Here is an 11518-nt window from a genome sequence, read left to right on the forward strand (position 1 = left end):
CGATGGTGGAGATCGCGGGTGTGCCGGCGGTGACGGACGAGACGTTCGCCGCGGAGGTGCTGGCGGCCGAGGGGCCGGTGCTGGTGGACTTCACGGCCGACTGGTGCCCGCCGTGCCGGATGATGGCGCCGGTGCTGGCGGACGTGGCGCGGGAGGAGGCCCACCGGCTGCGGGTGGTGAGCGTCGACGTGGACCGCAACCCGCGGACGCAGGCGGCGTACGGGGTGCTGTCGATGCCGACGCTGATGGTGTTCCGGGGCGGGCAGCCGGTGCGGTCGGTGGTGGGCGCGCGGGCGAAGGCGCGGTTGCTGCGGGAGTTGGAGGACGTGCTCTAGCGATGGGCCGGGGCCGGGCCTAGGCGGGGACGGGTTCGGTGACCGTCTCGGGTTCGGCGGCCTGCTTGGCGCGGTCCTTGGCCTCACGGCGGGCGAGGATCCAGACGCCGACCGGGATCATTGCCGTGAACAGCCACCACTGGATGGCGTAGGCCATGTGCGGTCCGATGTCGGAGTGGTCGGGCGCGGGGATCAGCTCCGGCTGGTCGCCCGGGTCCGGCGTGGTGGCGGCCAGTTCGAGGTAGCCGCCGAGGAGGGGGTTGCCGCTCTCCTTGGACTGCTCCTCGGTGTTGATCAGGTTGAACTGGCGGTCGGGCAGACCGGCGCGGTCCTTGATGCCGCTGGCGCCGTACGTCTCGTCGGGGCGCAGGCGGCCGGTGAGGGAGACCTCGCCGGCGGGGGCGGCCTGGACGGGCGGGTACTGGGTGGCGCTCGTGCCGGAGGCGACCCAGCCGCGGTTGACCAGGACGGTGCCCTTGCCGTCCGCGAGCTTCAGCGGGGTCACGACGAAGTAGCCGATGGTTCCGCTGGAGTCGGTCCGCTTGCGGACCACGAACTCGTGCGCCACGTCGTACTGGCCGGTGGCGGTCACGGCACGCCAGGTGACGTCCTTGGGGACCGTGAAGCCGGGGGCCGGCGACAGGGTGTCGAAGGGGACCGGGGACGCCGTGAGGGCCTTGCCGATCAGCTCGTTCCGGGCCACCCGCGCCTCGTGGCGGTGCAGCTGCCAGAAGCCCAGCTTGATCGTCGCGGGGATCAGCAGCAGCGCGATCAGCATGGTGATCAGCCACTGGCGGGTCAGCAGAAAACGGTACACATGGGAACGGTACGCCGACCTCACAACGGGCTCACGCACCGGGGTGCGGGGCGACCTCGCGCAGCAACTGGAGGAAGGCGTCCTCGGTGACCACCGGGGTGCCGACCTCGCGGGCCTTGCGGGCCTTGCCGCTCCAGCTGTCCGGCTCGTTGGTGACCAGCAGGCTGGTGAGGCGGCTCACGGAGGTGGCGATGTGCAGGCCGGCCTCGACGGCGCGGTCCTCCAGGAGTTCGCGCTCGGTGGAGGTGTCGCCGGTGAAGGCCACCCGCATGCCCTGGACCAGGGGTTTGCCGTCCTGCCAGCGCCCCGGGTTGGGGTACGGGCAGGACGGGCGCTTCTTGGCCTGGCGGTAGCTGGAGCCGGTCCAGGAGGCGCGGCCGGGGGCGGCGGGCTCGTCCTCGCCGAGGTCGGTGACCGCGACGCATTTCTGCAGCGGCAGCGGGACGCCGCCGAGGCGGGCGAGGTGCAGGCTGGGACGGAAGGCCTCGGCGAGCACCCGGGCGTCGTCCAGGGCGTTGTGGGCGTGGCGCTGCCGGACGCCGAAGTGGGCGGCGAGCGAGGCCAGCTTGCCGTTGGGCAGCGGCAGCCGCAGGTCGCGGGAGAGGACCATGGTGCAGATCCGCTGCTCGACGGGGGCGTGCAGGCCGGCCCGGGAGAACTCGCGGGAGATCATGTTCCAGTCGAAGAGCGCGTTGTGCGCGACCAGGACCCGGCCGCGCAGCCGGTCCGCGAACTCGTCGGCGACCTCCGGGAACGTGGGGGCGCCCGAGAGCAGCTCGGAGGTCAGGCCGTGGATCCAGACCGGGCCCGGGTCCCGCTCGGGGTTGACCAGGGTGTACCAGTGGTCGGTGACCTCGCCGTCCGGGTCCAGCTGGTAGACGCCCGCGGAGATGACGCGGTCGGAGCGTCCGAGACCGGTGGTCTCGACGTCGACGACCGCGAAGCCCTCGGTGGGGGCGGCGGAGCGCTGGGCGGGGACCGGGACGGTCCTCGGCGCGGGCTGGATCGGTTGCATGGTCCAACAGGATAAGGGGCGGCGAGGAGGGGCCTGGCCGGAATGTTCCGATCGACCGGCCGGAATAGAGTGGTCGGCGGGGGTGTCGTACACCTGGTCGAGATCGTTCTCAGCGAAGGAACAGCGCATGCGTGCCACCGTGATCCACGGCCCCAACGACATCCGGATCGAGGACGTTCCGGACCCGGTGATCCAGCACCCGACGGACGTGGTGCTCCGTGTGGTCAACGCCTGCATCTGCGGCAGCGACCTGTGGGCCTACCGCGGGGTGGCCCAGCGGGTGGCCGGGCAGCGGATCGGGCACGAGTTCCTGGGCGTGGTCGAGGAGGCCGGCGCCGAGGTGCGCGGCTTCGCCAAGGGCGACCTGGTGGTGGCGCCGTTCGTCTGGTCCGACGGGACGTGTGATTTCTGTCGCGAAGGCCTGCAGACCTCCTGCCCGCACGGCGGGTTCTGGGGGCAGGTCGGCTCGGACGGCGGCCAGGGCGAGGCGGTGCGGGTGCCGTTCGCGGACGGCACCCTGGTGAAGCTGCCCAAGGAGGCGGCGGGCGACGAGAAGCTGCTGCCCGGCCTGCTGGCGCTGTCCGACGTGATGTCGACCGGGCACCACGCGGCGGTCTCGGCGCGGGTGCGGCCCGGGTCGACGGTCGCGGTGGTCGGTGACGGCGCGGTCGGCCTGTGTGGCGTTCTGGCGGCGCACCGGCTGGGCGCGGGCCGGATCATCGCGCTGGGCCGGCACACCGCCCGGACCGAGCTGGCCCGGCGCTTCGGGGCGACGGACGTGGTGGCCGAGCGCGGGGACGCCGCCGTGGAGGCGGTGAAGGAGCTGACCGGTGGCCAGGGCGCGCACGCGGTGCTGGAGGCGGTCGGCACCGAGGAGTCGATGCGTACGGCGATCTCGATCGCCAGGGACGGCGGCGCGGTGGGTTACGTCGGGGTGCCGCACGGCGGCAGCGCCGGCGTGGACATCGGTCAGATGTTCGGCCGGAACGTTTCCCTGAACGGCGGCGTCGCGCCGGCCCGCGCCTACATCCCCGAGCTGCTGCCGGACGTGCTCTCCGGGGCCATCGAGCCGGGCCTGGTCTTCGACCGCACGGTCGGCCTGGACGACGTGCCGGACGGCTACCGCGCGATGGACGACCGCTCGGCGCTGAAGGTCCGGATCGCTTTCTGACGCATCGTCAAAAGGAGTGGCACCGCTGGTCGGTGCCGCCCCTTTCGCATGGGACGGGGGTGGTCCGGCCGCAGTGGTGGGGGTGGTGGTTTTCGGCCATTCGAATGGTGCGAGGGGGTGAACGGCCGGCTGATCGCGGTCAACCCCTTTCGGGGCGGGCACCACGCTCCTAGCATTGCGCGGCGCGCCCGCGAAATGTGACGCCCCTCACGCTCGATCGTTCCCCCTGTGTGACAGCTACGCCGAAGGAGTGAGGAGAGAGAGTGGATTCGCCGCCGATCACCACTACCCCCACGGAAGTCCAACTCATCGAGAACAGCGAGGAGTTCCGTACCCTGAGGCGCTCGTTCCGGAGCTTCGCCTTCCCGGTCACCATCGGTTTCGTGCTCTGGTACCTGCTCTACGTCCTGCTCTCGTGCTACGCCCCGGGCCTGATGAGCACCAAGGTCCTCGGGCACGTCAACATCGCCCTGGTGCTCGGACTGCTGCAGTTCGCCACCACCTTCGCGATCGCCGCCTGGTACGCCCGTTACGCGGACCGGCGGATCGACCCGGCCGCCACCGCGATCCGCGAGGCCCACGGAGCCGTCGTCCACGCCCCCCGGGAGTCCGTCGAATGACATTGCTCGCCAGCTCCGCCACCGAGCACCGCGGCCTGACGATGACCCTGTTCGGGGCCTTCGTGCTGGCCACCCTGGTCATCACCGTCCGGGCCGGGCGGCAGAACCGGAGCGCCGCCGACTTCTACGCGGGAGGCCGCGGCTTCACGGGATTCCAGAACGGCCTGGCCATCTCCGGCGACTACATGTCCGCGGCGTCCTTCCTCGGCATCGCCGGGCTGATCGCGCTCAACGGCTACGACGGCTTCCTCTACTCGATCGGCTTCCTGGTCGCCTGGCTGGTCGCGCTGCTGCTGATCGCCGAGCCGCTGCGCAACTCGGGCCGCTTCACCATGGCGGACGTGCTCGCGTTCCGGATGCGCCAGCGCCCGGTGCGCACCGCGGCCGGAGTGTCCACCATCGTCGTCTCGATCTTCTACCTGCTCGCCCAGATGGTCGGCGCCGGGGCGCTGGTGGCCCTGCTGCTGGGGGTCACCGGGGACGGCGCCAAGCGCTGGACCATCCTCGCGGTCGGCGCACTGATGATCGTCTACGTGGTGATAGGGGGCATGAAGGGCACCACCTGGGTGCAGATCGTCAAGGCGGTGCTGCTGATCGTCGGCGCCGCGCTGATGACCGTCCTGGTGCTCGCCAAGTACCACTTCAACCCCTCGGAACTACTCGGTGCGGCCGCCTCCGCGAGCGGCAAGGGCGCGGCCTTCCTCGAACCCGGACTGAAGTACGGGGCCAGCAACACCTCCAAGCTCGACTTCGTCAGCCTGGGGATCGCCCTGGTGCTCGGCACCGCCGGCCTGCCGCACATCCTGGTCCGCTTCTACACCGTCCCCACCGCCAAGGCCGCCCGGAAGTCGGTGCTCTGGGCGATCGGCATCATCGGCGTCTTCTACCTGATGACCCTGGCACTCGGCTTCGGCGCGGCCGCCCTGGTCGGCCGCAGCGGCATGGTCGCCGTCGAGGGCAAGACGCCGTCCGGCAACACCGCGGCGCCACTGCTCGCCGAGCAGCTCGGCGGCGGGGCCGGCACCACCGGCGGGGCGGTCATGCTCGCGGTGATCTCGGCGGTCGCCTTCGCCACCATCCTCGCCGTGGTGGCCGGGCTAACCCTCGCCTCCTCTGCCTCCTTCGCGCACGACCTGTACGCGAACGTGATCCGGCGCGGGAAGGCGAGCGAGAAGGAGGAGGTGCTCTCGGCGAAGTGGGCCGCCGTGGTGATCGGCGCGATCTCCATCGTGCTCAGCCTCTACGCGGGCAAGCTCAGCACCGCCGCCCTGGTGGCCCTGGCCTTCGCGGTGGCCGCCTCGGCGAACCTGCCGACCCTGCTCTTCTCGCTGTTCTGGAAGCGCTTCACCACCGCCGGCGCGGTCAGCTCCGTCTACGCCGGCCTGCTCTCCTCGGTCGTGCTGGTGATCTTCTCCCCGGTGCTGTCCGGAGGCAAGAACTCCCTCTTCCAAGGCGTCGACTTCCACTGGTTCCCGCTGGAGAACCCCGGCCTGGTCTCCATCCCGGTCGGCTTCCTGGCCGGCTGGCTCGGGACCCTGCTGTCCAAGGAACGCCCCGACCCGGCGAAGTACGCTGAACTGGAGGTCCGCTCGCTGACCGGACTGGGCGCCCATTGATCGTCCCGCGATGACTATGCTGGCCCGGCCCGCCTCATGGTGGCCGGGCCGGCCGCATTACGGGGAAGGACGCACGTGCTGCTCGACACCTTCGGACGACAGGCCGTCGACCTGAGGGTCTCCCTCACGGACCGGTGCAACCTGCGCTGCACCTACTGCATGCCCGAGGAGGGCCTGCAGTGGCTCGCCAAGCCGGACCTGCTCACCGACGAGGAGATCGTCCGGCTGGTCACCACGGCCGTGCGCGACCTGGGCGTCCGCGAGGTCCGCTTCACCGGCGGCGAACCGCTGCTGCGCCCCGGGCTGGTCGCGATCGTGGCCGCCTGCGCGGAACTGGAACCGCGCCCCGAGCTCTCGCTGACCACCAACGGCATCGGACTGGCCCGCACCGCGACGGCGCTGCGCGAGGCCGGGCTCGACCGGGTCAACGTCTCGCTCGACACCCTCGACCCCGAGGTGTTCCACACCCTCACCCGCCGCCGGCGCCACCAGGACGTGCTGGACGGGCTGGCCGCCGCCGAGGCCGCCGGGCTGACGCCGGTGAAACTGAACGCGGTGCTGATGCGCGGGGTCAACGACCACGAGGCGGCCGACCTGCTGGCCTGGTGCCTGGAGCGGGGCTACGAGCTGCGCTTCATCGAGCAGATGCCGCTGGACGCCCAGCACGGCTGGGACCGCAGCTCGATGGTCACCGCGGAGGAGATCCTCGGGCTGCTGCGCGCCCGCTTCACGCTCACCCCGGAACCGTCCGCCGGCCGGGGCGCGGCGCCCGCCGAGCGCTGGCTGGTGGACGGCGGCCCGGGCCGGGTGGGCGTGATCGCCTCGGTCACCCGGCCGTTCTGCCGTGCCTGCGACCGCACCCGGCTGACCGCCGACGGCCAGGTGCGCAACTGCCTGTTCGCGACGGGGGAGACGGACCTGCGCACCGCGCTGCGCTCGGGCGCGGACGACGCCGAGCTGGCCGCGCTCTGGCGGGCCGCGATGTGGGGCAAGAAGGCCGGGGCCGGGATCGACGACCCGGAGTTCCACCAGCCCGAGCGGCCGATGTCCGCGATCGGCGGCTAGACCGGGACCGGAGTGCCGGGCCGGGGGGCCGGGCAGCGGTCGGGCCAAGGCCGGGGTGCTAGGCGGGGGTGCCGGGCTCCTCGGGGGCCCAGTCGGCGAAGGCGACGACCTCCTTGAGGAAGCCGCGCACGCCCAGGAACTGGGACAGGTGCTCGCGGTGCTCGTCGCAGGCGACCCAGGTCTTGCGGCGGTCCGGGGTGTGCAGCTTGGGGTTGTTCCACACCAGCACCCAGCCGGCGTCCGCCCGGCAGCCCTTGGCGGAGCAGGTCGGCGTCTGCGGGGTGTCCATCGGGCGTTCCTCGGGGATAGGCGGGAAGTCTGCACCGCCAGTCTGTCACGCCCGGTCGGGACGACCGGATCCGGGCATGGCGACGCCGGGCAGCCACGGGGGGAGCCGCCCGGCGTCGGTCCGTCGCTCCGACGGGGGATGCGGAGCGCGTACGCAGTATGTCACGCCAAGAGCCTCGGATGGGGAGGTCCTGCATGATTAATCTGAGGTTCTTTTGAGCTTTCGTCCAGCCGGATATGGCTGAAGCGGGGTGAAACGGACGGTCAGTTCACGTCCTGTGAAGGATCGGTGGCAGCGGCCTTTGCCTCTCCTGTACCGGCAGTCGCACCCGCCCCACCCGTCCCACCGGGGCCCAGCATCAGGGGGGTGTCCAGCGGGATGTCGAAGGTGCTCGGCAGGCCCGGGGCCCGTTCCCGGCCCGCGTTGGCGATCAGCACCGCGAAGTACGGCAGCAGGACGGCGCCGGCCAGTGCCGCGAACGCCAGCCAGCGCTGGACGTCCCACAGCACCACCGAGAGCAGTACGCAGACCGTGCGGAGCAGCATCGAGATGACGTAACGGCGCTGGCGTCCCCGGACGTCCTCGCTGAGGCTGCTGCGCGCCCCCGTGATCCGGAAGACATGCCCGTCGTCGGCGCTCTTGCCCATGTGTCCTACCGCCCTCGTCGCGCACCCGCGCGCCTGGCCGCGCGGCCTCCTCACGGTACGCCCGGGCGGTCGCGGCGACGAGGCCGGGTCGGGCGGACGCACCCGGTCGGGTGGGCGAAGGGCCTGTCCGGCGGAGCGGACAGGCCCTTCGGTCACCGCGTGCCGGGGCCCGTCCTCAAACCCCCCGCGTCACCCCGCGGACACGGGTTCGAGGACGGGTCCTAGGAGCGCCGGGAGAGGTACTGCGGGGGTACGGCGTCGGTGAGCCAGACGCCGTTGTCGCTGAGCCGGAACTCGTGGCCGGCCGCCGCCATCGCGGCCGCGTTCACCGTCAGCACCACCGGGCGGCCGTGCCGGGCGCCGACGCGGGTCGCCGTCTCGGTGTCGGCCGAGAGGTGGACGTCCCGGCGGGTCATCGGGCGCAGGCCCTCGCGGAAGATCGCCGCCAGGTGGCGGTCGGCGGTGCCGTGATAGAGCACGTGCGGCGGCACGGCGGCGGCCAGACCGAGGTCGACCGCCACCGTGTGGCCCTGGTTGGCGCGGATGGAGAGTCCGTCCGCCGAGTAGCCGAAGCGGCGCTTGTTGTTGGTGGCCACGATGTGGTCCAGCTCGGCCCGGGTGAGCGGCCTGCCCTTCGCCGCGAGTGCGGCGAGCAGTTCGTCGATCCGGACCCAGCCGGAGCCGTCCAGTGTGATCCCCACCAGGCCGGGCTCGTGCCGCAGGATTCGCGACAGCGTCCTGCTCGCTCCGACCAGCCGCTTCTCGTCCGTCATGTCTCTCGTATCCCCCCGTCGGCCAGCGGCTAAGAGGCCTGGCTGACCGAACTCATGTTGAAGTCCGCGACACGCACGGGTGGCATCGCGGTGCGGGTGAAGTCGTCGCTGAACTCGCGGGGCAGGCAGCGTTCGGTGCGGCCCACCTCGGTGATCCGGCCGAGCAGGTCCACCGGGGACTCGTTGAACCGGAAGTTGTTGACCGCGCCGACGACCTCGCCGTTCTCCACCAGGTAGACGCCGTCACGGGTGAGGCCGGTGAGCAGCAGCGTCGCCGGGTCCACCTCCCGGATGTACCAGAGGCAGGTGAGCAGCAGGCCGCGCTCGGTGCGCGCGATCATCTCGTCCAGGGTCGGCGCCGACTCCTGGTCGGCCGTCTCCAGGACGAGGTTGTCGACGGCCGGACGCACCGGCAGCCCGGTGAGCCCCGCCGAGTGGCGGCTGGTGATCAGGTCGTTCAGCACGCCCGCGCGGATCCAGTCGGTGGCGGCGATCGGCTCGCCGTTGTCGAAGACCGAGACGTCACCGCCGGTGGAGTGCGTCAGCACGAACGGCGGGGCCTGCAGTCCGGGCTCCTGCGGGTCGGAACGCAGCGTCAGCGGCAGGCCGCTGAGCTTGTCGCCGATCCGGGTGCCCCCGCCGGGCCTGGAGAAGACCGTCCGGCCCTCGTGGGCGTCCCGGCCGCCGGAGGACCAGCTGAGGTAGACCATCAGGTCGGCGACGGCCGCGGGCGGCAGCAGCGTCTCGTAGCGGCCGGCCGGCAGGTCCACCTTGCGGGCGCCCCAGCCGAGGCGCTTGGTCAGCTCGGCGTGCAGGGCGGCGACGTCGACGTCGGTGAAGTCCTGCGTGGCGGCGCCGACCCAGGCCGAGCCGGACAGGTCGGCGGTCTTGGCGTTGAACTCGACCATGCCGGTGGGCTGGTCGTGGCGCAGCCGCAGGCCGGTGGAGCTGCCCAGGTAGCTGGAGGTCAGCTCGTGGCGGGCGAAGCCGTACAGCAGCTCGCCCCGGGCGGCGGCGCGCGCGAAGGCCTCGCCGAGGGCCGGGCCGAAGGCGTCGAAGACCGCGACGGAGGTCTCCGCGGGCGGCTCGGTGAAGTCCGGGGAGGACGGCCGGTCGACGACCAGGGGCTGGGCGTCCTCGGCCGGGCCGGCCGCGCGGGCGGCCTCCTCGGCGGCCCGCACCAGCTCCTCGACCTCCTCCGGGACGACGGCCTCGCGGGAGACCACGCCGGAGGCGGTGCCCTCGGCGCCGGCCACGGTGGCGATCACGGTCAGCCGGCGGCCGCGGGTGACGCCGTTGGTGGTCAGGGCGTTGCCGGCCCAGCGCAGGTTGGCGGTGGAGTCCTCGTCGGCGATCACCACGCAGCCGTCGGCGCGGGAGAGGCCGAGCGCCAGCTCGACGAGTTCGTGGGGCTGCATCGCGGTCATCAGTGACCCGCCTCCTGCTGGGTGTTGAGCACGTTGACGTTCCGGAACAGCGCCGACGGGCAGCCGTGGCTGACCGCCGCGATCTGGCCGGGCTGCGCCTTGCCGCAGTTGAAGGCGCCGCCGAGGACGTAGGTCTGCGGGCCGCCGACCGCCGCCATCGAGCCCCAGAAGTCGGTGGTGGTGGCCTGGTAGGCGAAGTCCTTGACCTGGCCCGCGAGTTCGCCGTTCTTGATGGCGTAGGCGCGCTGGCCGGTGAACTGGAAGTTGTAGCGCTGCATGTCGATCGACCAGGAGCGGTCGCCGACGATGTACAGGCCGTTCTCCACCCCGGCGAACAGGCCCTCGGTGTCCGGGCCGTCGGCGGCGGGCCGGAGCGAGACGTTGGCCATCCGCTGCACCGGGACGTGCGCCGGGGAGTCCGCGAAGGCGCAGCCGTTGGAACGCTCGAAGCCCTTCAACTTGGCCATGCCGCGGTCCAGTTGGTAGCCGACCAGGACGCCGTCCCGGACCAGGTCCCAGGACTGGGTGGCGACGCCCTCGTCGTCGTAGCCGATGGTGGACAGGCCGTGCTCGGCGGTGCGGTCACCGGTGACGTGCATCAGGTCGGAGCCGTACCGGAGCGTGCCGAGCCGGTCGAAGGTCGCGAAGGAGGTGCCGGCGTAGGCGGCCTCGTAGCCGAGCGCGCGGTCCAGTTCGGTGGCGTGGCCGATCGACTCGTGGATGGTCAGCCACAGGTTGGACGGGTCGATGACCAGGTCGTACAGGCCGGCCCGGACGCTCGGGGCCTTCATCTTCTCGGCCAGCAGGACCGGCAGCTCGGCGAGTTCGGCGTCCCAGTCCCAGCCGGTGCCGGTCAGGTACTCGAAGCCGCGGCCGACCGGCGGGGCCAGGGTGCGCATCGAGTCGAAGGCGCCGGTGCGCTCGTCCACCGAGGTGGCCGAGAGCGTGGGGTGCAGCCGGACCCGCTGCTGGGTGGTGACGGTGCCCGCGGTGTCCGCGTAGAACTTGTTCTCCTGGACGGTCAGCAGGCTCGCCTGGACGTGCGAGACGCCCTCGGCGGCCAGCAGCCGCGAACTCCACTCGGCGAGCAGCGCCGTCTTCTCCGCGTCCGGCACCTCGAACGGGTTGACCTCGTAGGAGGAGACCCAGGTGACGTCCCGGTGCACCGGCTCCTCGGCCAGCTCGACGCGCTCCGTGGATCCGGCTGCCCGGCTGATCCCTCCGGAGAGCCGGGCCACCGCGACCGCCTGTTCGGCGACCTTCGCCGCCGCCGCGGTGGTGAGGTCGACACCGGCCGCGAAGCCCCAGGCGCCGTCGAGCAGCACCCGGACGGCGAAGCCCAGCTGCACGCTGTCGGAGGTGCCCGCCGGGCGGGCGTCGCGCAGCCGCCAGGAGGCGCTGCGGACCCGCTCCAGGCGGAAGTCGGCGTGCGAGGCGCCGAGTTCACGGGCCCGGGTGAGGGCGGCGTCGGCGAGGGACCGCAGCGGGTAGGCGAGGAACAGCGGGTCGACGGCGCGCCCGTGCGGCGCGCCGGAGCGATCCGCCGGAGGGATCGGAGGCAATCGGGCTCCCAGGTCGTGGAGGGCAGGGGTGCGGCGCCACAGGGGCGCCCGCACCGCATCATTTCCCGTCCACCGGGTTCCCGGCCAGCGCATTTCGTCCGGTGCGCCGCGGTGGCGGCCGGCCCGGCCGGGCCGACCGCCACCGCCGCGCCGGGCGTCGCGGGACCCTCCGGAGGGCCTT

The 11518-nt window shown here is 72.4% G+C and carries 12 protein-coding genes; 5 read left to right on the forward strand and 7 right to left on the reverse strand.

Annotated elements, in window-relative coordinates:
* Positions 1–2: 2 nt before the first annotated feature.
* On the forward strand, positions 3–335 hold the full coding sequence (gene trxA, locus AB0D10_RS38410; RefSeq protein WP_360265142.1) for a thioredoxin: 333 nt from the start codon (positions 3–5) through the stop codon (positions 333–335).
* Between the two features lie 19 nt (positions 336–354).
* On the opposite strand, the gene AB0D10_RS38415 is transcribed toward trxA, so the two are convergent.
* Complete coding sequence (locus tag AB0D10_RS38415) at positions 355–1152, reverse strand: SURF1 family protein (RefSeq protein ID WP_360265145.1); 798 nt, start codon at positions 1150–1152, stop codon at positions 355–357.
* Positions 1153–1183: 31 nt separating this feature from the next.
* Positions 1184–2167: a DEDDh family exonuclease gene (locus tag AB0D10_RS38420; protein WP_360265148.1), complete on the reverse strand. Its 984-nt coding sequence runs from the start codon at positions 2165–2167 to the stop codon at positions 1184–1186.
* Positions 2168–2294: 127 nt separating this feature from the next.
* Here AB0D10_RS38420 and AB0D10_RS38425 point away from each other — a divergent pair, with 127 nt between their 5' ends.
* The 4 genes from AB0D10_RS38425 to moaA all read left to right on the forward strand — a co-directional run bounded on the left by AB0D10_RS38425 (position 2295) and on the right by moaA (position 6639).
* Positions 2295–3338 (forward strand): zinc-dependent alcohol dehydrogenase family protein, encoded by a 1044-nt coding sequence (locus AB0D10_RS38425; protein WP_360265150.1) that lies wholly within the window; start codon positions 2295–2297, stop codon positions 3336–3338.
* Between the two features lie 263 nt (positions 3339–3601).
* Complete coding sequence (locus tag AB0D10_RS38430; RefSeq protein ID WP_360265153.1) at positions 3602–3958, forward strand: DUF485 domain-containing protein; 357 nt, start codon at positions 3602–3604, stop codon at positions 3956–3958.
* Positions 3955–5574: a cation acetate symporter gene (locus tag AB0D10_RS38435; protein ID WP_360265156.1), complete on the forward strand. Its 1620-nt coding sequence runs from the start codon at positions 3955–3957 to the stop codon at positions 5572–5574. The genes AB0D10_RS38430 and AB0D10_RS38435 overlap by 4 nt, the downstream gene beginning before the upstream one ends.
* Before the next feature lie 75 nt (positions 5575–5649).
* Complete coding sequence (gene moaA / locus AB0D10_RS38440; RefSeq protein WP_360265159.1) at positions 5650–6639, forward strand: GTP 3',8-cyclase MoaA; 990 nt, start codon at positions 5650–5652, stop codon at positions 6637–6639.
* Between the two features lie 58 nt (positions 6640–6697).
* On the opposite strand, the gene AB0D10_RS38445 is transcribed toward moaA, so the two are convergent.
* The 5 genes from AB0D10_RS38445 to AB0D10_RS38465 all read right to left on the reverse strand — a co-directional run bounded on the left by AB0D10_RS38445 (position 6698) and on the right by AB0D10_RS38465 (position 11328).
* Complete coding sequence (locus tag AB0D10_RS38445; protein ID WP_360265161.1) at positions 6698–6928, reverse strand: hypothetical protein; 231 nt, start codon at positions 6926–6928, stop codon at positions 6698–6700.
* A gap of 263 nt (positions 6929–7191) precedes the next feature.
* A complete protein-coding gene (locus AB0D10_RS38450) occupies positions 7192–7575 on the reverse strand; it encodes a DUF3099 domain-containing protein (RefSeq protein ID WP_360265164.1) in 384 nt (127 codons plus the stop codon).
* Between the two features lie 221 nt (positions 7576–7796).
* The gene (locus tag AB0D10_RS38455; RefSeq protein ID WP_360265166.1) at positions 7797–8348 is read right to left on the reverse strand and encodes an RNA 2'-phosphotransferase; all 552 of its coding nucleotides are present in this window, start codon (positions 8346–8348) and stop codon (positions 7797–7799) included.
* Positions 8349–8377: 29 nt separating this feature from the next.
* Positions 8378–9775: a metallopeptidase TldD-related protein gene (locus AB0D10_RS38460; RefSeq protein ID WP_360265169.1), complete on the reverse strand. Its 1398-nt coding sequence runs from the start codon at positions 9773–9775 to the stop codon at positions 8378–8380.
* The gene (locus AB0D10_RS38465; protein ID WP_360265226.1) at positions 9775–11328 is read right to left on the reverse strand and encodes a TldD/PmbA family protein; all 1554 of its coding nucleotides are present in this window, start codon (positions 11326–11328) and stop codon (positions 9775–9777) included. Before AB0D10_RS38465 ends, AB0D10_RS38460 begins: the two co-directional genes overlap by 1 nt.
* Positions 11329–11518 lie beyond the last annotated feature (190 nt).

This window comes from Kitasatospora sp. NPDC048545 (genome assembly GCF_040651155.1).
Lineage (GTDB): Bacteria > Actinomycetota > Actinomycetes > Streptomycetales > Streptomycetaceae > Kitasatospora.

Bases quoted from the DNA above. Each gene is read 5' to 3' on its own strand.
- trxA (WP_360265142.1), top strand. From the start codon at position 3: ATGGTGGAGATCGCGGGTGTGCCGGCGGTGACGGACGAGACGTTCGCC.
- AB0D10_RS38420 (WP_360265148.1), bottom strand. From the start codon at position 2,167: ATGCAACCGATCCAGCCCGCGCCGAGGACCGTCCCGGTCCCCGCCCAG.
- AB0D10_RS38425 (WP_360265150.1), top strand. From the start codon at position 2,295: ATGCGTGCCACCGTGATCCACGGCCCCAACGACATCCGGATCGAGGAC.
- AB0D10_RS38435 (WP_360265156.1), top strand. From the start codon at position 3,955: ATGACATTGCTCGCCAGCTCCGCCACCGAGCACCGCGGCCTGACGATG.
- AB0D10_RS38445 (WP_360265161.1), bottom strand. From the start codon at position 6,928: ATGGACACCCCGCAGACGCCGACCTGCTCCGCCAAGGGCTGCCGGGCG.
- AB0D10_RS38450 (WP_360265164.1), bottom strand. From the start codon at position 7,575: ATGGGCAAGAGCGCCGACGACGGGCATGTCTTCCGGATCACGGGGGCG.
- AB0D10_RS38455 (WP_360265166.1), bottom strand. From the start codon at position 8,348: ATGACGGACGAGAAGCGGCTGGTCGGAGCGAGCAGGACGCTGTCGCGA.
- AB0D10_RS38460 (WP_360265169.1), bottom strand. From the start codon at position 9,775: ATGACCGCGATGCAGCCCCACGAACTCGTCGAGCTGGCGCTCGGCCTC.